Consider the following 22,726-nt stretch of genomic DNA (forward strand, 5'->3'; position numbering starts at 1 on the left):
TAGCTTGATTTTCGAATCGTGAGGTTGTTGCCGGGACATGGGGATCGATTCCGTTTTGGATGTGGGGAACGCCCGGCAATAGCCCCTTGAATTTTCATGCTTATGCGATTTTAGATGAGTTTTCCTCATAAAACGGTACAGAAAAGCCACTGCGAATCGATCACGATACAGGACGGGTGAAATTTTTTCACACGGTTAGACGTCAACCAGTAACGAGGAGAAAGCAGTCATGCGTATCCATGTTCCAGTTCGAACCGTATCGTCGCGCGCAGCCTTGCGCGCACTCTTGCTTGGTAGCGCGATGGCGCTCGCCAGTGCGCCCTTGCTGGCCCAGCCGACGCTCGCATCGCCGGGGACGCCGACGGCGGCAGTGCAGCGCAACGAGGCGCTCGCGGCGGCGCGGCGCGACTTCACGCAATTCGTCGCGTCCAGCATCGCCCGCCATGCCGGCACCTTGCCGGCCGGCTTTCCACTCGACGTCAGCGACGTCCAGGACCTGAAAGATGCGCGCGTCGGCCACGGCTTCCAGGTCTACACCGTCGATCCCAAAGACCTGGTCGCCGGTCGCTCCGACCTGAGCGCGATGGCCAGGCCGAGCCCGGTCTGGCGCTTCGTCCTCAACCTGCACGATCGCCCGATCGGCCTGGTCACGGTCGAGCAGGTCAACGGCCACTGGCAAGCGGTGGCGTTCGGCGCCAGCACGCTGGCTCAGGATGTCGACGCGCTGATGGCCTTCCACGGCAACGCCGAGTGCAGCAATCTGCGGTTTATCCGCATCTACCAGGCGCAGTCCGACTTTCTCGAGGTGGCGGCAAACGGCACGGCCCGCTTCGCGCCGCTGCATTCGGCGCGCCAGTCCCTGCAGCTGCAGCAGCGCGCCGCCAAGGCGGGCAAGCCGGACGATGGCCTGATGGACGCCGCCGCCTTCCTCGATCCCCTGCGCGGCGCCGTCAAGGCCAATTTGAACGCGTTCCGCTAAGCGGCGCCCTTCCCTATCCCGACCGTGAAGGAATCCTCATGCAATCATTCATGAAACGCGCCCTGGTGGGCGCCGCCTTGCTGCTGGCCATGCCGCTGGCCTTCGCCCAGTGGCGCACCTTGTACGTACCGTTGGTCACCCAGGAACACAGCCAGTGGTGCTGGGCAGGATCGAGCAAGGCCGTGTTGAACTACTACAAAAAAGTGCCGAGCCAGTGCCAGATCGTCAACTGGGCCTACGGCATAAATTACGCCTGTGGCAATACCGACTTCTGGTGGAACAGCAACGCCAACCAGCCCAACAGCATGTACGGCAGCAACGGCAGCGTGCAGAGCATCCTGTCCGCCTGGGGCGTCCCCAACACGGCCTACAACTGGGCGTCGTCGTGGAGTTCGGTGATGTGGGACATCAACGCCAACCGGCCGTTCGTGATGCGCTACGGCTGGACCAACGGTGGCGGCCACATCATGGTCGGCAGCGGCTACGACGCCGGCAACGGCCCATACTGGGTCTACATCATGAATCCATGGCCGGGCGAGGGCTGGACCTGGACCACCTACGACTCGGCAGTATCGGCATCGGACCACAAGTGGACCCATACCCAGCGCATGAACATCAACGGTTGAGCGACGACCGCACTTCCCAAGGAAAACCCAACATGAAACGACACATTTCCCGCACAGTCGTGCTGGCTCTGATGGCCGCGGCGCCGCTGGCGGCGCACGCCGATCTGGCGTACACGGTGAGCTTCAACGATCCCTTGAATCTGGCGACCGCCTATCGTACCCAGATCGACGCGCAATTGGGCGCCGCCATGGCGGCCTGGGGCAGTCACCTGGCCGGCAACGCAGTCATCGACATCGAGGTGCGCATGTCGACCGACCTGGCGTACGCATCGGGTCATTCGGCCACCTCGGCCTATGTGGGCGAGGCGGCCGGCGGTTCGCTGTGGGCGCAGGGCATGGCCTACAAGATCAGCAGCGGGATCGACCCGAACGGCAGCGCGCCGGACGTGATCCTGGACCTGAATCCGAACTACGTCGCCAACACGCTGTGGTTCGATCCGAATCCGTATGCGCGCACGGCCGTCGTGCCGGGCGACCGCACCGATGCGGCATCGGTGTTCATCCACGAGATCGGCCATGCGCTGGCGTTCAACGGCTGGGGCGATCCGCTCACCGGGCGCACGCCGAACGGCTTTGGCATGTCGACCTGGGACCAGTATGTCAGCTACGACGGCGCCAATATGTTCTTCAACGGCCCGAACGCGATGCGCGTGTATGGCGCGCCGGTGCCTGTCACGTCGGGGAACAATTTCCACTTCGGCAATGCGCCGGCCAGCGGGCGCCCGGGCGCCGACCTGGTGAACGACCTGTTCAACGGCTGGGTGTTCTACAACGGCCAGCGCTATGGCATCGGCGCGCTCGACGAGGCGGTGCTGGCCGACGTCGGCCTGACGCTGGCCAGCGCGGTGCCCGAGCCGTCCGCCGGCGCCATGCTGCTCTTGGGCCTGGCAGGCTTGTCCGGCCTGCGCTGGCGCGCACGACGCGCGGGCTAAGCGCGTTACCGGTCCACGCCGGCCAGCACGGCGGCGCCAGTGGAGCCAGGCATTGGCCGCGTGAACGCTGACGCGCCAATAGCGCGCTCGGCGTTCATGCGCTCAGATCAGCCCGCGCTGCCTTCGTCGATATCCTTCAGCGCCAGGATCGCCATCGCCCGTATCCCCTCGTACGACTTGGCGGACGCGATAAACCTGCCGTTGTGACAGAAACCCGCATCCGCCACGCCGGTGACCGCCGCCAGCTCGGCATCGCGCAGTCCCGCCCACGCTTCAGGCAAGTCGGCCCGGGCGTCGAAACTTTCGGGGCTGACCGAGACGGTGTGCAACATGTGGCGTTGCTCGGCGAGGTTGTGGCTGATGACGAACAGCACCTTCGGCATTTCCTTGCGCACCACCTGGCTCCACGGCAGCGCCCCGTTTTTCAGGAACAGCACCCGGCCGCCGTCGAGCACCTCCCCTTGCCGGACCTGCTCCAGCGCGAGCAAGGCGCCCAGCCGGTATTTGACGGCATTGAGCATGACGTCGGTCAGCACGGCCATCGCACGGCGGAACTGGTCCAGGCGGTACGCGTCCGCCGCCTCGCCGTAGCCCAGCCTTTGCTCGTCGAGCCAGTTGGTGTTGTAGCCCGAGATCACGGCCGAGAGTCCATACCCGCCCGGCGCGCTCTTCGCCGCCCCCACGTCCGACAAATCGAGGTACTGCACCACGTCCGAGTCTATGCCGTAGGCCATTTCCCGCGCCGTATCGTCCGACAATTGGTGCCCGTAGTGCGCCAGCGCCAGCGCCGCCACGCAGCGCGCGCCATACTCGCGCCATACCAGGCCGGCGCTGGCATACGGCACGCCGCTCTGCCGTGCCCCGCTGAAGCCTTTTTGATGGTGGTCGAAGCGGCCGCTGGCCGCGTCCCAGATGCCGCCGACGTCGACGGCAAAGTCGGCCGCTTCGATGGTGGCCGGGTCGCGCGTCCGGATAATGTCCGCGTCGGGGAATAACACCTTCAGTACGGCGACCGCCCACGCGTCGTCCGCGTGAAACTTGCCGCTATGAGTCGCTATGATCATGCCTGGTCCTATCGTTGAATCGACCGCCATGATATACCGTCGCGGCCATAACGCCGATAGTACGGCCTATCCGTGCTGCGAAACAGGCAGCTGCCACTCGCGTATTCGCTGCGCCGGTTCCACATCGCCCACATGGAAGAAATCGTCATGATTTTTTCGGACGATGCGAATGTCCTGGTAAACGATATAAATCGTTCGCACGCCAGCTGGAACAAACCGCGTCAAGCGCTCCCTGATGGCGCGCCGGCTGACGCCATGGCGATGGATGCGATGGACGGATTCCCGAACTCAGCGCAAGGTGCTGGGCGTCACGCCGAACTCGCGCTTGATCAATTTTCGCAAGGCGGTGCTGTCCTGATAGCCGACCTGCGCCGCGACCGCTTCGATCGAGAGCGCCGTCGTTTCCAGCAAATGCGCCGCATGCGACAAACGCCGCCGTTGTATGAATTTGATCGGCGAGACGCCGGTCGCCGCCTCGATGCGCCGCGCCAGCGTCTTGGGCGACAGCGCCAGTTCGGACGATAGCGCGGTCACCGTCATCGGCTGCGCCAGATGGGCATCGATCCAGCGTTCCGCCGCGACCACCGTCGGGTCTCCATGCTCCAGATGGTCGCGCATCATGTAGCGCGCCTGCGACGAGCGCTGGTCGATCAGCAAGTAACGCGCGCACAAATGCGCCACCGACTCGCCAAACACCTCGGCCACGATGGCCAGCATCAAATCCAGCTGCGACAGGGCCGCGCCCGCAGTCAGGCACGGGCCGTCGCGCACCAGGATGCGTCCTTCGTCGAGCGTCACCGCCGGATAACGCGCGCGAAACGCCTGGGCCAGCCACCATGCCGTGGTCGCCTTGCGCCCGTCCAGCAAGCCGGCTTGCGCCAGCAGGAACACCGCGCTGCATGACGCCGCGATCTTCGCCCTGCCCGCTGCCGCCGCCAGCCAGCGCAGCGCCTGCCTGGTATCGCTGCGCGCAAAGCCCTCGCTGAGCTGCCGATCCGACCGGTGGCCAAGGCCCGGAACAATGATCCAGTCCGATACCTGCTGCTTTGCGGTCTTGAGCTGGAGGTCAGCCTTCATCCGCATGCCGGCGCCGGTGGTAATGCCAGCCTTGGCGGCGATGGTCCTGACCTGCACTTGCGGCGCACCGCCGCGCGCCGCAAGAATGGCCTGCGCCGCATGCAAGGTATCGAGCGTAATCGACAAGCTGCTGTCGAATACGCCATCCAACAGCAGAACCGTGATGATCTTCATTTGTCCATTTTGACATAAAAAATGTCAAATATGATACTTCACCGGCAAGCCGCGAAACGCCAGACTGTGGCATTCGACCTTGGGGAGACTATCTTGTTAATTAAACGCCTAAAACTGTATCACTACCCGGCCAGCCGCAGCGCCCGCACCAAATGGATGTTGCATGAGGTCGTAGGCGACGCCTTTGAAGTCGAGAAGGTAGACCTGTGCGACGCGGTGCAGTACTCGGCCGGGTTCCTGCGCCTGAATCCCAACCACTGCGTGCCGGTGCTTGAAATCACCTGGGACGACGGCGCCTCGCAGCACATGCTCGAAAGCGCCGCCATGGTGGCTTTTCTTGCCGACGCCTTCCCCGACGCCGGCCTGGCGCCGTCACCGGCGGCATCGCCGGAGCGCGCCGACTACCTGCAAATGCTGCACTTCGGATCGACCTGGATGGACATGATGCTGTGGCAAATTCGAGCCCACGAGCATGTCTTGCCGGAGTCGGAGCGCGACCCGCGCACGGTGGCGAGATACCGCAAGAAGTTTCGCGAGGAGATAGAACCCCAGCTTGCCGCGCGGCTGGAGCAGGCGCCCTTTGTCTGCGGACAACAATTTACCGCGGCCGATTGCATCGTCGGGCACGCCGTTTTCTGGGCGCGCGGCTATGGCTTGTGCGATGGCGAGATATTCCAGCGCTACATCGCACGCCTCTCGAAGCGGCCGGCATTTGGCGCCGCGTTCGCGGACGTGCGCGAGTTTGTGCTCGACGCCACCGAACAGCCCATCTCGGCGTGCTTTACAGGATGAATGACGTTCGCCAAGCCGATCTAGTCTGTATTGACGCTCAGCCTGAGCATGATGGTGCGCGGATGCACATCGACCTTGCGGCCGGCAACCGATTCCTGGAACGCCGTGTAGTATTTTTTGGCGAACAGGTTTTCCGCACTCAGCGACCAGGTGGCGCGCCCCCGGGCATAACCGGCGCGCAGATGCCACAGCGTGCGGGGGGCGATGAACTCGCCAAAGCCGTAGACATGGCTGGCCGGCGCGACCACATTCCGGTAGCCGCTCCTGTAGTTGAGCTCGGGCCGCACAAAATAACTGTCCCGCCCCGCCGTGCCATCCCATTGCGCAAACAGCGTCGCCGTGCGGCGGGGGGCACCGTTGATGGCGGAACCAGAGGCGTCGCCGTTGGGCGAGTTCTTGTAGTCGATGAATTTGGCGTCGAGCAAGCCCAGGGCGCCACCCGCGCTGAAGGCGCCGTTCAGCCGCGTGCGCCACGCCAGTTCGGCGCCGCGCGTGCGGGCCCGCTTGGCATTGACGATGCGGTCGACCGGGATGGGGCCGCTCACGCAAGCGACCGCGCCGCTGTCTTCCACCGTCACGCCATTGGCAAGGCGGCACCAGCTTTGATTGATATGCACCTGAAAATCCCGCCACTCCATGTCGAACAGCGCTGCCTCAAGCCGCGTATTGCCAAAGAACAGACCCTTGACCCCGGCTTCATAGCTGGTCACGCTTTCCTTGCCGTACTGGCTGATGTTGGGAAAATCCAGGCCGGAGTCCGGATTGACGCGCACCCCGGCCGCCTTGTAGCCGCGCGCCACCGAACCGTATAGCCGGACATCGGCTCGCAGCTTGTAATTCCACGCCAGATGCGGCGACAGGTCGCTGCCGCTGTTGCGCCCATCGGTGCCGATGGTTTGCGCCGACCTGCCGCCGCTGCGCAGCGCATCGCCGTCGACCGGGTAATACACCGCGCCCGGCAGCGGCACGCCATGGTCGTCGGCGCGCAACGACAAGGCGCTGTTGGCGGCATAGACATTGCTCCAGTACTGGCGATCGCGGTCGCGGGAGTAGCGTGCGCCGGCGTTGAAGGTGGTGTACGGCGTGGCGTTCCAGCTCAGGTCGCCGAAGTATGCGCTGCCGCCGCGCCGGATATGGATGGTGTTTTCGTTCGCGATGTCGCCCGGCACCCAGGAGAAGATCACGCTCCTGATCAGGATGGCATTGTCGAAATCGTTGGCGTCGGCATACACGTATGCACCCGCCAGCCATTCGACCGCGCCCGCGCCCAGCGAACGCAGGCGCAACTCCTGGCTGCGCGACGCCGCGCGGAAAGTGCTGGCGCGGTCGATCAGCGTCAGGCCGCTGCCGTCGAGGTCGCGATAAGACGCCGAGCGTCCCCGGCTCAGCCCCGTCACGGAACTCAGGGCAAAGGTATCGAAGCGCATTTCCGCGCGCACGCTCGCGATGCTGGCGTCATTGACGGTACGGGCCCGGGCGTCCAGGTAGGCCTGGCTCACATTGTCCGGATACAGGCCGGTGCGGCCGATGAAACCGGCATCGAGCGGAAAGCGAGAGTAACCCCAGTTCCGGTTCATGCCGGACGCAACCACCGGCTGAATGCCGCCAGTTTCGTGCGACTGCATGTAGCTCAGGTCGAGCGTGACGTCCCGGCCTGGCTGCCAGCGCAAGGCGGTGCGCCCGCTGGCCAGCGCGCTGCCGGAGCCGGCGCCGCCCGGATAGGTGTTCCGGACCGCGCCGCTGTCGCGTTGCTTCTGCACCGTCTGGCGCAACGCCAGCGTGTCGGACAGCGGCAGGTTGAACACGCCATTGCTCATCGTCGCGCCCTGCGTGCCGACGCCGAGGTCGATCTGTCCATACAGTTTCCGGACCGGCTTGCGGGTCTGGATATTGATCGCCCCTCCGGAGGCATTGCGCCCAAAATACGTGCCTTGCGGACCGCGCAGCACTTCGATCGTTTCAATGTCATACAGTGGCGGATTGGCGGTATCGGTCGCCGCATTGCCCACGCTGAGTTCGTCGATATAGAAGGCAAACGCGCTGACCGCCGCCACGCGCTCGCCGCCCGCGCCCTGGTCGTTAATGCCGCGCATGGAAATGGTCACGCTGCGCGGGCCGCCGTTGCCGTTCTCCTGGGCGTTGACGTTGGGTACCAGCGCAAAAACATCCTTCACGCCCTGGATATTGTTTTCACGTATGATTTCCCCGTCGATCACGCTGACGCTGGCATTGACGTCGAGCGCGGACTGCGGGCGTTTTTTTGCCGTGATGGTCACCACGTCGAGCGCCGCGCCAGCCCCCTGGGCGCGGGCCGGCCCCGGCGCCAGCGCGCCCAACGCCAGCCCGATGGCGGCCGCGCCGGACATCCGCGTCGCCACCGGCAGCCTTCCGATCCAAGTCGATTTAGTCATGGCGCGCATTCTGGTTGCAACCAGTTCAGTTTGCTCGCCTTGCCCACCATTTGCAAAAGGTAAGGCCCTAGGCGTGGCGCCAAGCCAACTGTTAGAATCAAGCAGCAAGCCACATTCGAACGGACCACCGCCCATCATGCCCTCGACCATCCATGCCGCTCCCACCGGCGACCGCCTCCTGGCACGGTCGCGCCGCTGGCTCCGGCTTTGCTGCGCGCTGCTTTGCCTGCAGACGGCGCTCACGGTCGACGCGGCGGAGGTGCGCTACCCGCGCGAGGACGGCGGCAGCGACTATGCGCTGGAACTGCTCCAGCTGGCGTTGAAAAAAGCCGGTGGAAATCATACCGTCGCGCTGACGCCGATGCGCATGATGCAGGACCGGGCCTTGCTCGAAATCGGGCTCGACCACGGGGAGGTCGACATCATGGCGACCATGACGTCCCGCCAGCGCGAATCGAAACTGCTGGCGGTCAAAATCCCCCTCACCAAGGGGCTGATCGGCTGGCGCGTCGCCGTGCTCACGGCGAACCGGGCTCACCAGTTCGATCGGGTCGGCGGCCTGGCGGATCTGAAGCGCTTTCGCGCCGTTCAAGGCCACGACTGGCCGGATCTCACCATCCTGCGCCACAACGGCTTGCAGGCACACTCGGTGTCGTCGCACGAAAGCCTGTTCAATACGCTCACCAGCGGCAGGGTCGACTACCTGCCGCTATCGTTGATCGAGGCGCAATCGGCCATCAAGGGACGCCGGGGGCTGGTCATCGATCCCAACATCGTCATCCACTACCCGGCCGCGATCTACTTTTTCGTCAACCCGCGCAATGGCGCGCTGGCGGAGGAAGTGCGGCGGGGACTGGAGGCCAGCATCGCCGACGGCTCTTTCGACAAGCTGTACTTCCACCATTTCGCCGACGCGATCAAGCAGGCCCGCTTGAGCGAACGCCGCATCATCGAGCTGAAAAATCCTTCGCTGCCCGACGCCACGCCGTTGGAGAGCAAGCACCTGTGGTTCAGGTTCGACGAATCGACGCGCAAAAAACTGGACCAGGCGCGCTGACAGGGATAAACGATCCCCCCCCCCACCTGCCGCTATGTACTGAACCGCACGGACCAGCGCGGCAGGCCGGCGCATGCTGCATTCAGACCACCGCATGCCGCGGCGCAGTCACTGCCAAAGGATACCCCATGAAACATACCCTGATCTTGCTCGCCCTCGCCTCCACCTTCGCCCTGACCGCCTGCCAGCGTGAAGCGCCGCCACCTGTGGTGCAAGTGGTCGCCGGCCCCGCCGGCGCCCCCGGCGCTACCGGTGCGACTGGCGCCACCGGCGCTGAAGCCGCCCCTGGCGCCACCGGCGCCACCGGCCAGACCGGTGGCGCCGGCGCACCTGGCTTCGACGGCGCCAAGGGTGATGCCGGCGCCAAGGGCGAGGTCGGCGCTCCCGGCTACGACGGCGTCAAAGGCGACACCGGCGCCAAAGGCAAGACCGGCGACACCGTGATCGTCGTCCCGCAACGCTAATTCCGCTGGCGGCGGCGTCCAGGCGACGCCGCCCCCAACAGGGCCGCTCAGTGCAAGCTGACCGGCCTTTTTTCACGCCCAGCGGAAAATTACTGCCAAAATCGCAACATTCCTCGATATTCAAGCATATTCACCTTCTCATTCACGGGTGAATCCTCAAGAATATGCCCACACAATTTGAAAAAGGCATACCCGCGATGAATTTTGGCGAGCGACTCAAGCAAATCAGAACGGAAAGAAATCTCACGCAGCCGCAGATGTCGGCCGCCATCGGCATCGAGCAGTCCTACTTGTCCAAGCTGGAAAACGACAAATCGCAGCCCTCGGCCGACATGTTCAGCGCCATCGTCACGGCGCTGGAGCTCGACGCCAGGGAATTCCTGAGCGGTATCAACCAGCACGTCCTGCACACTTCATTGCGCCATATCCCCGAGGTCAGCCAATTCCTGAACGGCGCCGTCACCCGGCGCGTCCACGACGCCAGGAAATGGCTGTTCGGCGCCGCCGCCGCCGGCGCCCTGGGGTTTGCGCTGATGCTGGCCGCCAACGACGGCATTTTCTCGTCCAATCACCGCTACAAGTACGTCTCGAAAGGCGTGCTGCTCAAGAACGAATCGGACACCATTTTTGACCAGTTCGAAAAGATCCAGGACCTGCGGCTCGCCGCGAACACCATCAGCCGCGAGGAACGCGCCCGCTTGCTGGCCGAGTTCGAAGCCGAGCGGGTCAAGCTGGCGACGCTCGAAACACGCGACAACCGCGGCAGCGTGTTCTTCGAAAGCGCCGGCAACGGCCAGCGCAAGTTCGAACTGGCCGGGACGCGCTACGAGCATGCGCCGCTGAACCGGGTGTTGCAATACCTGGGCGGGCTGCTGGCATTCTGCGGCGCGCTGACCGTGGTGCTGGAATGGCGCCTGCGCAAGGCCAGCGCGGCGATACACAACGATTTGAAATGACAGTTGAACTAACCATAGGAGATGCACAGTGTCGCAAATCAGAACATTCCTGGCGGGAGCAAGCACGATGGCCAGCGCCTTGGCGGCGGTATTTTTCCTGGCCGGCGCCAGGGAACCGGTCAGGCACGAGAAATTCGACGAGATCACGGTCGGCCGTATCAACATCGTTGAACCGGACGGCACCAAGCGCATCGTCATTTCCAACAAGGCGCAGTTCCCCGGCGACTTCATGCAGGGCAAGGAAGGCGCCCGGCCCGACCGCAGCAGCTTTGCCGGCATGCTGTTCATCAACGAGGAGGGCACCGAGAACGGCGGCTTGATCCAGAAAGGCAGCATCGGCGCCGACGGCAAGATCTCGTCCGGCCTGTCGTTGACCTTCGACCGCTTCCGCCAGGACCAGGCCTTGCAATTGTTGAACAACGACAGCGCGAGCCATCAGCAGACCGGCATCAAGATCAACGACGTTCCTTTCTATACGGTCACGTCGCTGGAAGACATCAACCGCTTTGGCGAGGCGGCGAACAAACTCCCCCCGTCCGAGCAGCAGGCCTATTGGCAAAAACTGAGCGAACAGGGCCGACTGAGCAACAACCGCATCTGGCTGGGCAACACAGGCGACAAAGGTGCGTCCTTGCAACTGAAGGACGCTCAAGGCCGGGTTCGCATGCGGCTGATGGTCAGCGCCGACGGCAAGGCCGAAATCCAGATGCTGGATGACGCCGGCAAAGTCAGCAAGACGATCTCGCCGACCTCCAAGGAGTAGCGCCCCGGCCTAGCCGGCCACGCCCAGGCCGGAAGCCGAGCGCACTTCCCGATCGATGATGTTGGAATGGACGCGGTTGCGCCCCAGCGACTTGGCCCGGTACAGGGCCTGGTCGGCGGCCTTGATGAGATCGACCGGCTCGGTCTCGAAGCGCACCGGCGCGAACGATTCGACCCCGGCGCTGACCGTCACATGCCCGGTGGCGTTGCCGGGATGCTTGATGTTCAGGTCCTCGATCGCCGCGCGTATCGTTTCGGCGACGGCCAGCGCACCGGCCACATCCGTCCCCGGCAGCAGCACCGCCAGCTCCTCGCCGCCGTAGCGCGCGGCGATATCGCCCGGCCTGTGCTTGCAGTCGGCGACCACCTGGCAGATCGCCTTCAGGCACTCGTCGCCGGCGGCGTGGCCGAAGAGGTCGTTGTACTGCTTGAAGCAATCGACGTCGATCATGATCAGCGCCAGCGAGCTGGCGCCGCGCATCGCCCGGCTGAATTCGCTCGCCAAGGTCACGTCGAAGTGCCGCCGGTTGGACAGGCCGGTCATGCCATCCTGCATCGCCAGCCGCTCCAGCGTTTGATTCAAGGTCACCAGCGAATTGCGCGCACGCACCAGCTCCGCTTCCGCCTGTATCCGCAGATTGATCTGCCGCACCAGCCGGACGCCCAGCAAGCCTATCGCCAGCGCCAGGATGACCACGCCGCCGCCGTACAGATAGGCGTCGGCCCGCCACTGCGCCAGCACCTCGTCCCTGGACAGCGCGGCCGAGACCACCAGCGGATAGTGTTCCAGCCGCCGGTAGCTATTAATCCGTGTCACGCCGTCTTGCGCGGACGTAAAAATCACCGTGTCGACTGGCGCCTTGGGCAAGTATTCGTGAAACAGGGGCAGCCTGGAAATATCCCTGCCCAGCGATTTTTCATTGAATGGCCGGCGCACCAGCATGATGCCGTCATCCAGCGCCAGCTGAATCGCGCCGTCCTCGCCGATTTTGAAGCGCTGGAAGAACTTCTGGAAATAGTCCATATTGATGGTCGCCAGCACCACCCCGCCAAAACTGCCGTCCGGCCGATTGAAACGGCGCGACACCGTGATGATCCAATCGCCGGTCGATCTGCTGCGCAAGGGCGGGCCGATGTGCACGCCCCGATCCGTATGTTCCCGGTGGTAGATGAAATACTCGCGATCCGCGTTGTTCTTCCCTTTCAGCAGCACGGGTTGGGAATTGACCAGCCAGCGGCCGTCGGCGCCGTACACAAACAAGCCGTGCAGTTGCGGCAGTTCCGCGACGCGGTGCGCCAGCAGCTTATGGAAGCGATCAAGCCCGATCTCAAGGTTGCCGTCGTTTTCCAGCCGTTCCACCAGCCCGACCAGGACCGTATCGGCTTCCTTGATCGTGTCGTAAGCATGTTGTCCCACCGCTTCCGCGAGATTGGCGGCGTCGATTTTCGATTCGTTCAGTTGCACGCTGCGGGCGTGCGCGGTCAGCCACGCCTGGATGCCGATCAGCGAGGTGCACACCAGGACCACAAAGAAGATGGCCAGGTACATGACAGGTAAGCGTGGAGGGAGGCGGGCGAACGGAAAACCAAAGCGGCGTTTCGAAATGTTGCTGAACATCATAGCTGTCACCTCGAACAATGATCTACCGGGCAAGACGTTAAGTATGTGCGCTTTCTGCTCAGTAAAAACTCTCAAATAATCACACCATTTGCGCCATCTCAAGCAAGCGATGGTAAGTAGCAAAACTACATTAAAAATATATCAGATATTGCGAATTTAAGGCTAGTGTATTTACTTAAATGCATTTTTGTAGTTGAATAACACCATGGACATCCAATTCGAGACTTCCCCCGAGCAGCTGCCGCAGCGCTGCGCAGCAGGCATACGCTTTCGCTACCAGGGCGCGCCAGGACTGCGCAGCGTGGCGCTGGCCGGCACGTTCAACTGCTGGGTGGGCGACGCCTGCCAGTTCGAGCAAGTGGCGCCCGGCCGCTGGGAATGCACACTGCCGATCGCCGCCGGCCGCCACCTGTACAAAATCGTCGTCGATGGCACGCACTGGATACCGGATCCGGCCAATCCCTGGATCTCCGAGGACGGCCAGAACAATTCCAGCCTGACGGTCGACGAGCATGGCGAGGTGCTGATGCGCCAGCGCGGGCTGGACGCCGACACCGCCGGCGCGATGTACCGCCGCCACCAGGCGCTGGCCAGCCCGGCGTGGCTGCACGAGGCGGTGATCTACCAGCTGTCGGTGCCCGCCTTCGGCGGCGATTTCGACGGCGTGCGCGCCCGCCTCGACTATCTTGAGCAACTGGGCGTCGATGTGATCTGGATGATGCCCATCCATCCGATCGGCCAGCGCGGACGGCGCGGCACGCTGGGCGATCCGTACGCGGTGCTCGACTTCGACGCCATCGATCCGGCGCTGGGCGACGAGGCCTCGCTGCAGGCGCTGGTCGACGCCATCCACGCGCGCGGCATGCGCGTGCTGTTCGACTGGACGCTCAACCGCAGCAGCGCCGACCATCCGTGGACCGCCGCCCATCCCGACTGGTACACCCGCGACGCCGACGGCCAGGTCTACTACGCGGTTCCGCAGCGCGAGTACTTCGCCGGCTTCGACTTCCGCAACCGCGCGCTGCGCGCCAGCCTGGTGGCGGCGATGCAGCGCTGGGTCGGCCGCTACGGCTTCGACGGCTTGCGCTTCGACGATTCCGACATCACGCCCGTCGATTTCCTGGCCGAGATCCGCACCGCGCTGGCGGCGCTGCGGCCCGACATCGCGCTGATCTCGCAGTCCTACGACGAATTCCATCACCTGCACAGCTGCGACCTGACCTACGAAGGCGGCACGCGCGAGATGTTGCGCCGCGTCGCCTGCGGAGAGGCCGACGCACACGCCTTTGCCCGGTACTGGAAGGAGTCGACCTACAGCTTCCCGCGCGGCGCGCTGCGCATGCGCTGGCTGGAAGACAAGGAACAGCCGCGCGCCAGCAAGCTGCTCGGCGCCGGCGCCCACCGCGCGGCGGCGGCGCTGCTGCTGACCATGGACGGCGTGCCGCACATCCTGATGGGCCAGGAGTTCGACGAACCCAGCTGGCGCGACTGGACGGTGCTGTTCGACCGCTACCGGCTCGACTGGAGCGCCTTCAACCCCGCCATGCACAGCCACTACCGCGCCTTGCTGGCCTTGCGGCGCGCGCATCCGGCGTTGCGCCAGGGCGCCACCGCGTTCCTCGAGGCGCTGCCGCCAGGCGTGATCGGCATGCGGCGCGGCAGCGGCGCCGACGCCGTCACCGTGCTGGCCAATCTGTCGGACCAGCCGGCGATGCTGGCGGACTCGACCGGTCCGGTCCTGTACGCCGATGGCTGGGACCAGGCGCGCGGCCAGCTGGCCGCGCATGGTTGCGTGATCCGCGCCTACTGAGGGGTTGTTTTCTACAATACGGCGCTGCGCGCGCCGCGTATCGTCGCTCCGGCATGATTCATTCTTACCGGAGACCCGCAACTATGAGCATCCTGATTTCCATGGCAGCCTTCGCCCTGGCCTCGTCGATCACCCCCGGCCCGGTCAACATCGTCGCCCTCAGCAGCGGCGCCCAGCATGGCTTTCGCGCCAGCATGCGTCACGTGACCGGCGCCACCGTCGGCTTCACCGCCCTGCTGCTGCTGACCGGCCTGGGCCTGCATGAGTTGCTGATCCAACTGCCGGCCTTGACGCGGGCGATACAACTGGCCGGCGTAGCCTTCCTGCTGTACATGGCGTGGAAGCTGGCGCGCGACGACGGCACGCTGTCGCCAGCCGGCGGCGCCAGGGGGCCGTCGCTGGCGGCCGGCGCGGCCATGCAATGGCTCAATCCCAAGGCCTGGGTGGCGTCGGTGGCGGGCATGGGCGCGTTCGCCGCCGACGGCGACGCGGTGCTGGTGTGGCAGTTCGCCGCGTTGTATTTCGTGATCTGCTACCTATCGATCGCCTGCTGGGCCTATGCCGGCACCTTCCTGCGCCGCAGCCTGAGCGATCCCGCCGTCATGCGCCGGTTTAACCGCGCCATGGCGCTGCTGCTGGCGGCCAGCGCCGCCTACCTGTTGCTCAGCGCAGGTACTGCCCCGGCGTCGCCGCCAGCAATTGCTTGAAGATGCGCTGGAAATGCGCCTGGTCGACAAAGCCCGTCTCCAGTGCGACCTCGGCAATCGGCCTGCCTTGTTTGAGCAAGCCGCGCGCCAGCTGTATGCGGCGGTTCAGCAGGTAGGCGTGCGGCGTCATGCCGTAGCGCTTCCTGAAGGCGCGGATCAGGTACGAGGGCGAGAGCCCGGCGGCGCCGCAAATATCCTCCAGCTTCAGCGCCGCCGCGCAATTGTCGTTGATGTAGTCGGCCGCGCGCTCCAGCTTGCGGTTGGCTTCGCGTTCGACCATGGCGGCCGGATCGAGGACGGACTGGACCTGCTCGAAGAAGGTCACGGCCGCGCACTGCCGCAGCAGATGGTCGGAGCCGCCGGCCGTCAGCACCTCATAAAAATGGTTGAATCCCGCATACAGCGCCGGCGCCGTGCTCATGGTCGCAGCGAAGGGGCGGAAGTCGCCATTGGCGCTGAAGCCCCATTCCTGCTGCAAGCCGGCCAGCCAGCCGCGGTCGACATACAGCATGCGATACGACCAGCTCTGGTCCCCCACCGGGTTGCAGGCATGGACATCGCCCGGATTCATCAGCACCACGGCGCCCGGCCCCACCAGCTGGCGCGACGCCTGGTTGAGGTAGTTGGTGTGCCCGTCGCGGATCACGCCGATCGAAAAAGTCTCGTGCGAGTGCAGGGCATAGCCCAGCTTGCGCCCATCGCCAACCGCCCGCGCCTCGATGTGGGGCAGGTTGGCGTCGCGCCAGAAACGGGGACCGGGCTTGGAGTTCGAATGCGGCATTGCGCCAGCATACCCCATTCCGCAAATTAATTAATTTCAATGTTGACATCCTCGTCAGTGCTGGTGTTATACTTCACTACAACACCTAACCACAACGGAGATCGCCATGAACAACCCTACCCGCCCGTCCCTGCTGCTGTCCGCCCTGGTCCTGGCCCATGCCGCCGTCGCCGCCACGCCGCTCGAGCAGGCCGCCGCCCTGTTCGCCCCGTACGCCAAGGCCGACGCGCCGGGTTGCGCGGTCTCCGCCTGGCGCGATGGCAAGCCGCTGCTGGAACAAGGCTACGGCGCCGCCAGCCTCGAGCACGGCGTTGCCATCGACGCCCAGCGCACCGTGTTCGACATCGGCTCGACCTCGAAGCAATTCACCGCCGCCGCCATCCTGCTGCTGGTACAGGACGGCAAAGTCAAACTGGACGACGACATCCGCCAGTACCTGCCCCAGCTGCCGGACTACGGCAGCCCGATCACCGTCGACCACCTGCTGCACCACACCAGCGGCCTGCGCGACTATCTGGTGCTGCTGAACCTGGGCGGCGTGGCCCAAGGCGACGTCAGCACCAGCGCCGACGCCCTGGCCGCCATCGCGCGCCAGCAGGGCCTGAACTTCCAGCCCGGCAGCGCCTACGCCTACAGCAACACCGGTTATTTCCTGCTGGCCCAGATCGTTGAAAAGGTCAGCGGCAACAGCATGGCCGCCTTCGCCAAGGCGCGCATCTTCGATCCGCTCGGCATGGCAGACACCCGCATCCTCGACGACCACGACACGGTGGTGCCGCACCGCGCCAGCGCCTACCGTCCAACCGGCCCCGCCAGCTTCGCGCTGCTGATGTCGAACTGGGAGCAGACCGGCGACGGCGCGGTCCAGTCCACCGTGGCCGACCTGGCCAAGTGGGACGCCAACTTCTACCAGCCTAAAGTGGGCGGCGCCCAGCTGGTCGAGCAGATGCAGAGCGTCGGCAAGCTCGCCGACGGCAGCGCGCTGAACTACGGGCGCGGCCTGATGATGGACAGCTATCGCGGCCTGGACGTGGTCTCCCACGCCGGCGCCTTCGCCGGCTACAAGGCGGAGCTGCTGCGCCTGCCCAAGCTGAAGCTGGGCGTGGCCGTGCTGTGCAACCGTCCCGACCTGGACCCGAGCAGCCTGGCGCGCCGGCTGGCCGACATCTACGCGGCCGGCGAGTTCCCGGTCGCGGCCGCCGCCGCCGAAGCGCAGGCCGTGCCGCTGGCCGATCCGGCCCGCTATGCCGGCGTGTACTGGAACGCGCGCGAAGGCATGCTGCGCCGGGTCGAGGCGCTGGACGGCAAGCTGTGGTACACCGGGCCGGGCATGAAGCAGGAACTGCTGCCGGTCGGCGAAGGCCGCTTCCTGCGCGACCCCAAGCGCACCGCCAAGCCGGCCGTCATCACCGGGCGCACGCTGGTGGTGGAGCGTCCGGGCGAACCGGCGGCCCGCTTCGAACGGGTCGCCGCCGGCGGCATGACGGCGGCGCAGCTGGCCGCCGTCGCCGGCAGCTACTTCAGCGCCGAACTGAACGCCACCTTCGACATGAAGCTCAAGGACGGCAAGCTGTGGATGGCGGTGCCGCGCTTCGGCGAGCAGCCGCTGGACCATGCGTTCGCCGACGCCTTCAGCGCCAGCGGCATCGTGGTCCGGCTGGAACGCAACAAGGCCGGCAAGATCACCGGCATGGTGGCCTACGTCGGCCGCGCCAACGGCATGAAACTGGTGCGCCGCGGCTGACCGGCCGCAGCGGCCTAGCGCGCCAGGAAGTCGAGCATCAGTTCACTGATCTGACGGGGCTGTTCCAGCATCATCCAGTGGCCGGCCCCGTCCACTTTCTGGTAGCGCCAGCGGCCGGTGACATCGTCGGCCGAGGCCAGCATCTGCTGCTCGGTCAGGTAGTGATCCCGCTCGCTCCACACTCCCAGCACATCGCACCGCACCTTGGGCATGGCCGGCAGCGGCGTGCCGTCCGGCGGCGGCATGGACGGCTTCGAATTGGCGCGGTACCAGTTGAGCGCCGCGGTCAACCTGCCCGGACGCTTGAAGTGCGCGATGGCCGCCTCGGCATCGCCTTCGTCACGGCTCAGGGCGTGGAAGAAGGCATAGTCATTGTGCTGAAACTGCGCTTCCGCCACGCCTTCAAACTGGAAGTACAGCGAGTACCAGAATTTCTCGCGCTGGGCGATGCTGCTGAACTCCGGGTTCCACGGCGCGCCCACCGACAGCGCCATCAGCCGCTCCACCCGGTCCGGAAAGTACGCCGCCAGATACCAGGCCACCACCGCGCCCCAGTCATGGCCGACCACGCGCGCCTGCCTGATGTCGAGCGCATCGAGCAGGCCGGTCACGTCGCCCAGCACCTTGCCGATGGTGTAGTCGGACACGGCCGGCAAGAGCGGCGCGCCGCCGTAGCCGCGCAGGTCCGGCGCCACCACGCGGTAGCCGGCGCGCACCAGGGGCATCACCTGCTTGCGCCACACCCGGTGCGTATCGGGGAAGCCGTGCAACAGCAAGACGACAGGCCCTTTGCCGACGTCGAGCACGGGAAAATCGAGATTGTGGACGCGCACCGTCTTGACGCTGTGCTCCAGCGACCTGTCCGTGTCCAGCGACTGCGCGTGCGCGCCGGTGCCCAGCACGGCGCTGGCGACGATCACCGCCGCCAGCCGCGCCAACAAATTCCTGCCGATCTTGTTCATTCCGGTGTTCCTCCCGAGGTAAGCCATAAGGTGACGCCAGCTTGCCACGGAGGTAAGCCGGGCGGCTACGACTATGTGACCAATCGCGTCAATTCCGGGACGAACCGGGCGCTCAGGCGAACATGGCCTGCACCTGCTTGAGGTAGCGCGCGCTGACCCGCACCGTATCGCCCTGCGTCAAGCGCAGCGCGTAACAGCCGTCGCTGTCGCTGCGCAAGCCGGCGATGGCGCTGCGCCGCACCACGGCGGTCCGGTGCACCCGCACCCACTCCTCGTCCGGCAAGCGTTCGACGATGGCGGTGATGGTGCTGCGGTGCAGGACCACCCGCCCGGCCAGATGCAGCTCGACATAGTTGCCGGCCGCGCCCAGCCACATCACATCGCCGATGGCGATGCGCTCCAGGCCGGCGGCGGTGCGCACCACCACCTGCTGCAGGGCCGGCGTGCCGTATCCGGCCTCGTCGGCCGCGCGGTCGCGCAGGTAGGCGTGCACCGCGCTGTTCATCGCCGCCTGCTGGTTCAGCTCCAGCATCAGGGCCGCGCGCCGCAGCATCAGGTCGAAGCGTTCATCGTCGAAAGGCTTGAGCATATAGTCCAGCGCGAAGATATCGAAGGCGCTCAGCGCATGCTCGTCGTAGGCGGTGACGAACACGATCAGCGGCGCGCCCGGCCGCTGGCACAGCTCGCGCGCGAACTCCAGGCCGGACTGGCCCGGCATCTGGATGTCGAGCAGGATCAGGTCGACCGGCGCGGTCCGCAGGCGCGCCCTGGCCTGCTCGCTGGAACGGCACGATGCCAGCACCTGCCATTGCGGCCGCCGGGCCAGCAGCCATTCCAGGTTGGCGATGGCCGGCAGTTCATCGTCGACGATCAGGACCGTCCTAGGCCGGTCGGTCGACGGGGAAGCGTAGTTCGATTGCGTAGTGGTGATCATCGGCGTCTATGTTCAGTTCAGCGCGCGGCCCATACAGGATGTCCAGGCGTTCACGCGTCATGCTCAACCCCAGGCCGGTGCCGGCGCGCGAGGCGGCCAGCACCGGATTGGCGATACGCAGGCGCAGCATGCCGGCGGCATGCTGCAGCCCGATGTGGATGCGGCAAGGCTGCTGGTGCGCCTCCACGCCGTGATGCACGGCATTCTCCGCCAGCGGCTGGAACAGCAGCGGCGGACACGGATAGCGGCTCCAGTCGCGCTGCTCGATCGCCCAGTCCACTTGCATGCGGTCGCCATAGCGCAGGCCTTGCAGCGCCAGGTAGACGCGCAGGAAGCGCAGCTCGTCGGCGACGCTGGGCTGCTTGCCCTGGCCCACCGCCAGCGCATAGTTCAGCAGTTCGGCCAGCCGGTCCAGCGCCTGGTCGGCCAGCGCCGGATCGGCGGTGCGCACCAGGGCGCCGATGCTGTTGAGCGCATTGAACAGGAAGTGCGGCCTCAGTTGGCCTTGCAGCAGGCCCAGGCGAAGTTGCAGGTTTTCCGTTTGCGCGCGCTGCGCCGCCAGTTCCTGCCGCCGGCCGCGGCGCCAGGCGCTGTAGCCGGCCTGCGCCAGGCAGGCCAGGCCCACCACGAACAGGTTGTACCACCAGCTCATGCGGCCGACCTGGCCCAGCATGGCGGGGAAGTCGGCCAACGGTCGGCCGTCGCGCAGCAGCACGACCAGCAGATCGATGCCGGTCAGCAGCGGCACGAAAACCGCCATCGACAGCAAACCTGCCAGCAGCAGCGCCGGGCGTCGCGCCAGCCGCTCCGGCCAACGGTGGAACACCAGCGCCAGCAGCCAGCTGTCGCACACCAGCGGCAGGTATTGCAGCATCAGGGTCGGCAACAGGACGGGCAGCGCCGGCGCGCGCCCGGCGTGGCTGGCGTCGACGGCGGTGGCCAGCGCTTCCAGCAGCGCCAGCAGTTCCCAGCCCAGCAGGATCAGCAGGCACGGCCGCCACCAGCGCAGCATGCGCGGCGCCGCCCACGCGGATGCGGGCGCGGCTTGCGGAAGGGCGATGGCGTCAATCATCATGGCGCGCCACCGGATAGGCCAGGCGCAGACAGGTGAGATCGCCGTCGGCCCGCATGGCCAGCGTGGCGGCGCCGCCGTACTGCACGGCCAGGCGCCGCTCCAGCGCGGCCAGCGCCGGGCCCTTGCCCATGCTGGCGCCATGCGGATAACTGAGCTCGACCAGCACCAGGCTGCCCGCCGCCGTTGGCTGGCGGCCGATGCGCAGCGTCAGCCGCCGCGACGCCGCCTCCAGCGCTTGCTCCAACAGCGGCAACAGCAGCAGCGGCGGGCAGCGGTAGGCGCTCCAGTCGATGGCTTCCAGCCGCCACTCGACCTGCAGGCCGGCGTCGCGGCAGATGCGCTGCAGGTCGACATAGTCGTGCAGGAAGCGCACTTCGTCGGCCACGCTTTGCCAGTCCGAGCGGCTGGCGCGCAGCGCATAACGCAGCAAGTCGCTCAAACGCGCCAGCGCCCGCGTGGCCGGCTCGCGCAAGCCCCGGCGGTTCAGCCGGGCGATGCCGGCCAGCGCGCCCGACAGCAAATACGGTTCCAGCTGGCCCTGCAACAGGCGCAGGCGCAGCGCCAGGTTGTCTTGTTGCGCCAGCTGCCCGGCCAGCGCCTGCGCATGCGCGTGGCGCCAGGCGCTGTAGGCCAGGTGGGCGCAGAACGCCAGCGTCAGCAGCAAGGTCTGGAACCACCAGCTGAGCGCGCCCTGCTGCCTGAGCAGGGCCAGCGGCGTCGCCAGGCCCCTGCCGCTGAACATGCCGTTGATCGCGCTTTGCCAGATGCACAGCAAGGGCACGCCAAGCGCCAGCAGGCCGAGATAGACCGGCAGCAGCTGCGCCGGTGGCGGCGAGCGCCGTTGCGCGCGATGGAATCCGACCGCCAGCGCCAGGCTCAGCGCCATCAGCGGCAAGTGCTGCGCCACGAAGCGCAGCAGCGTCAGCGCGAACGAAGCGTGGACCGCGCCATGCTGCCGGGCGTCGCCATGGCTGGCCAGCGCGCCGGACAGCGCGAGCAGGTTCCAGGCCAGCGCCGCCGCGGCGAACGGCGGCAACCAGGCGTGCGGCTTGGGGCGACTGGGCGTGGCGGCGGACAACGGCATGTGGCTTCCTGTGTAGATTCCTGCTGCGGTGGCACAAACTTAATTTTAATTCAATTATTAATTGTTTTTTGGCAGTTGTCGATGTAACATTTTCCCCTCTTTTGCCGCCACTTAATCTGAGGAAGTCATGATATTTGTCAAACGCCTGTCCCTAGCCATCGCCTTGTGCGCCACCGTCGGCGCCGCCGTAGCGGCGCAGGTCGACGCGCCGGTCGCCAGCAACGCCTACATCACCCGCAACAATCTCGACTGGGCATGGGCGTCGCCGCTGCCCGCTTCGAGCGGGCTGGACCTGTCCTACCAGTCGCAATTCGGCTGGCGCCTGCCGACCGCGGCGGAACTGGCCAACGCGCCGCTGGCCACCGACTTCATTTTCGCCGGCGCCAATGTGCCGCTGGGCGGCACGGATCCGATGACCGGCGCCAACTTCGCCGCGATCAACGGCCAGCTGACCGGCGCCGCCGCCTGCGCCACGCCCTACTTCAGCAACAGCTACAGCCACTGCGACTGGCAGGACGGCAATGGCCAGACCTACGGCCCCTGGGCCGGCACGCCGGGCGCCCCGTCGTTTGGCGACCAGCTGGTGGTGCGCTCCGTGCCGGAAGCCGACACCTACGCCATGCTGCTCGCCGGCCTGGGCGTGGTCGGCGTGGTGGCCCGCCGCCGCCGGCAGGCCGGCGCTTGAACACGGGAACTAGACGACTGGTCTAATTG

21 protein-coding genes are annotated in these 22,726 nt (G+C 65.8%); 12 read left to right on the forward strand and 9 right to left on the reverse strand.

Going from position 1 to position 22,726, the window contains the following annotated elements; translation table 11 throughout:
* Window positions 1-229: 229 nt before the first annotated feature.
* From AC1RMD_RS22010 to AC1RMD_RS22020, 3 genes are read left to right on the forward strand one after another with little or no spacing between them, the layout of a single operon-like run.
* On the forward strand, window positions 230-979 hold the full coding sequence (locus tag AC1RMD_RS22010; RefSeq protein WP_492929377.1) for a hypothetical protein: 750 nt from the start codon (window positions 230-232) through the stop codon (window positions 977-979).
* Between the two features lie 38 nt (window positions 980-1,017).
* A complete protein-coding gene (locus AC1RMD_RS22015) occupies window positions 1,018-1,605 on the forward strand; it encodes a C39 family peptidase (protein WP_492929379.1) in 588 nt (195 codons plus the stop codon).
* Between the two features lie 32 nt (window positions 1,606-1,637).
* Complete coding sequence (locus AC1RMD_RS22020) at window positions 1,638-2,537, forward strand: PEP-CTERM sorting domain-containing protein (protein WP_492929381.1); 900 nt, start codon at window positions 1,638-1,640, stop codon at window positions 2,535-2,537.
* A gap of 107 nt (window positions 2,538-2,644) precedes the next feature.
* Here AC1RMD_RS22020 and AC1RMD_RS22025 read toward each other — a convergent pair whose 3' ends face one another.
* Both AC1RMD_RS22025 and AC1RMD_RS22030 read right to left on the reverse strand, forming a co-directional pair.
* Window positions 2,645-3,601 (reverse strand): MYG1 family protein, encoded by a 957-nt coding sequence (locus AC1RMD_RS22025; protein WP_492929383.1) that lies wholly within the window; start codon window positions 3,599-3,601, stop codon window positions 2,645-2,647.
* Between the two features lie 288 nt (window positions 3,602-3,889).
* A complete protein-coding gene (locus AC1RMD_RS22030; RefSeq protein ID WP_492929385.1) occupies window positions 3,890-4,852 on the reverse strand; it encodes a GlxA family transcriptional regulator in 963 nt (320 codons plus the stop codon).
* 93 nt (window positions 4,853-4,945) lie between these two features.
* Here AC1RMD_RS22030 and AC1RMD_RS22035 point away from each other — a divergent pair, with 93 nt between their 5' ends.
* Complete coding sequence (locus AC1RMD_RS22035) at window positions 4,946-5,644, forward strand: glutathione S-transferase family protein (protein WP_492929387.1); 699 nt, start codon at window positions 4,946-4,948, stop codon at window positions 5,642-5,644.
* 20 nt (window positions 5,645-5,664) lie between these two features.
* Here AC1RMD_RS22035 and AC1RMD_RS22040 read toward each other — a convergent pair whose 3' ends face one another.
* Entirely contained in the window at window positions 5,665-8,055 is a 2,391-nt protein-coding gene (locus AC1RMD_RS22040) for a TonB-dependent receptor (RefSeq protein WP_492929389.1), read from the reverse strand.
* A 136-nt stretch (window positions 8,056-8,191) separates the two neighbouring features.
* On the opposite strand from AC1RMD_RS22040, the gene AC1RMD_RS22045 reads away from it, so the two are divergent.
* From AC1RMD_RS22045 to AC1RMD_RS22060, 4 genes are all read left to right on the forward strand, one after another.
* Window positions 8,192-9,112, forward strand: a complete 921-nt coding sequence (locus tag AC1RMD_RS22045) for a type 2 periplasmic-binding domain-containing protein (RefSeq protein WP_492929391.1) — start codon at window positions 8,192-8,194, stop codon at window positions 9,110-9,112.
* A 128-nt stretch (window positions 9,113-9,240) separates the two neighbouring features.
* Complete coding sequence (locus AC1RMD_RS22050) at window positions 9,241-9,576, forward strand: collagen-like protein (RefSeq protein ID WP_492929393.1); 336 nt, start codon at window positions 9,241-9,243, stop codon at window positions 9,574-9,576.
* 197 nt (window positions 9,577-9,773) lie between these two features.
* Complete coding sequence (locus AC1RMD_RS22055) at window positions 9,774-10,532, forward strand: helix-turn-helix domain-containing protein (protein ID WP_492929395.1); 759 nt, start codon at window positions 9,774-9,776, stop codon at window positions 10,530-10,532.
* Window positions 10,533-10,560: 28 nt separating this feature from the next.
* Window positions 10,561-11,295, forward strand: coding sequence for a hypothetical protein (locus tag AC1RMD_RS22060; RefSeq protein WP_492929397.1), 735 nt, complete (start codon window positions 10,561-10,563; stop codon window positions 11,293-11,295).
* Window positions 11,296-11,304: 9 nt separating this feature from the next.
* Here the strand turns inward: AC1RMD_RS22060 and AC1RMD_RS22065 are convergent, their stop codons facing one another.
* Window positions 11,305-12,843, reverse strand: coding sequence for a sensor domain-containing diguanylate cyclase (locus tag AC1RMD_RS22065; protein WP_492929399.1), 1,539 nt, complete (start codon window positions 12,841-12,843; stop codon window positions 11,305-11,307).
* A gap of 277 nt (window positions 12,844-13,120) precedes the next feature.
* On the opposite strand from AC1RMD_RS22065, the gene AC1RMD_RS22070 reads away from it, so the two are divergent.
* Together AC1RMD_RS22070 and AC1RMD_RS22075 are read left to right on the forward strand one after the other, a co-directional pair.
* A complete protein-coding gene (locus AC1RMD_RS22070; RefSeq protein ID WP_492929401.1) occupies window positions 13,121-14,725 on the forward strand; it encodes an alpha-amylase family glycosyl hydrolase in 1,605 nt (534 codons plus the stop codon).
* Window positions 14,726-14,808: 83 nt separating this feature from the next.
* A complete protein-coding gene (locus AC1RMD_RS22075; protein ID WP_492929403.1) occupies window positions 14,809-15,432 on the forward strand; it encodes a LysE family translocator in 624 nt (207 codons plus the stop codon).
* On the opposite strand, the gene AC1RMD_RS22080 is transcribed toward AC1RMD_RS22075, so the two are convergent.
* Entirely contained in the window at window positions 15,389-16,213 is an 825-nt protein-coding gene (locus tag AC1RMD_RS22080) for an AraC family transcriptional regulator (RefSeq protein WP_492929405.1), read from the reverse strand. The genes AC1RMD_RS22075 and AC1RMD_RS22080 overlap by 44 nt on opposite strands.
* 106 nt (window positions 16,214-16,319) lie before the next feature.
* Between AC1RMD_RS22080 and AC1RMD_RS22085 the strand changes: the two genes are divergently transcribed.
* Window positions 16,320-17,957, forward strand: coding sequence for a serine hydrolase domain-containing protein (locus AC1RMD_RS22085; RefSeq protein ID WP_492929407.1), 1,638 nt, complete (start codon window positions 16,320-16,322; stop codon window positions 17,955-17,957).
* 14 nt (window positions 17,958-17,971) lie between these two features.
* On the opposite strand, the gene AC1RMD_RS22090 is transcribed toward AC1RMD_RS22085, so the two are convergent.
* The 4 genes from AC1RMD_RS22090 to AC1RMD_RS22105 form a co-directional block, all read right to left on the reverse strand.
* Window positions 17,972-18,919: an alpha/beta fold hydrolase gene (locus tag AC1RMD_RS22090; protein ID WP_492929409.1), complete on the reverse strand. Its 948-nt coding sequence runs from the start codon at window positions 18,917-18,919 to the stop codon at window positions 17,972-17,974.
* A gap of 112 nt (window positions 18,920-19,031) precedes the next feature.
* The gene (locus AC1RMD_RS22095) at window positions 19,032-19,853 is read right to left on the reverse strand and encodes a LytR/AlgR family response regulator transcription factor (RefSeq protein WP_492929411.1); all 822 of its coding nucleotides are present in this window, start codon (window positions 19,851-19,853) and stop codon (window positions 19,032-19,034) included.
* On the reverse strand, window positions 19,801-20,928 hold the full coding sequence (locus tag AC1RMD_RS22100; RefSeq protein WP_492929413.1) for a sensor histidine kinase: 1,128 nt from the start codon (window positions 20,926-20,928) through the stop codon (window positions 19,801-19,803). The genes AC1RMD_RS22095 and AC1RMD_RS22100 overlap by 53 nt, the downstream gene beginning before the upstream one ends.
* Window positions 20,918-22,012 carry a histidine kinase gene (locus AC1RMD_RS22105; protein ID WP_492929415.1) on the reverse strand — a complete coding sequence of 365 codons (1,095 nt, stop codon included), beginning with the start codon at window positions 22,010-22,012 and terminating at the stop codon, window positions 20,918-20,920. The genes AC1RMD_RS22100 and AC1RMD_RS22105 overlap by 11 nt, the downstream gene beginning before the upstream one ends.
* 127 nt (window positions 22,013-22,139) lie before the next feature.
* On the opposite strand from AC1RMD_RS22105, the gene AC1RMD_RS22110 reads away from it, so the two are divergent.
* The gene (locus AC1RMD_RS22110; protein WP_492929417.1) at window positions 22,140-22,697 is read left to right on the forward strand and encodes a PEP-CTERM sorting domain-containing protein; all 558 of its coding nucleotides are present in this window, start codon (window positions 22,140-22,142) and stop codon (window positions 22,695-22,697) included.
* Window positions 22,698-22,726 lie beyond the last annotated feature (29 nt).

This window comes from Duganella sp. GW822-FHT06D06 (assembly GCF_058799615.1).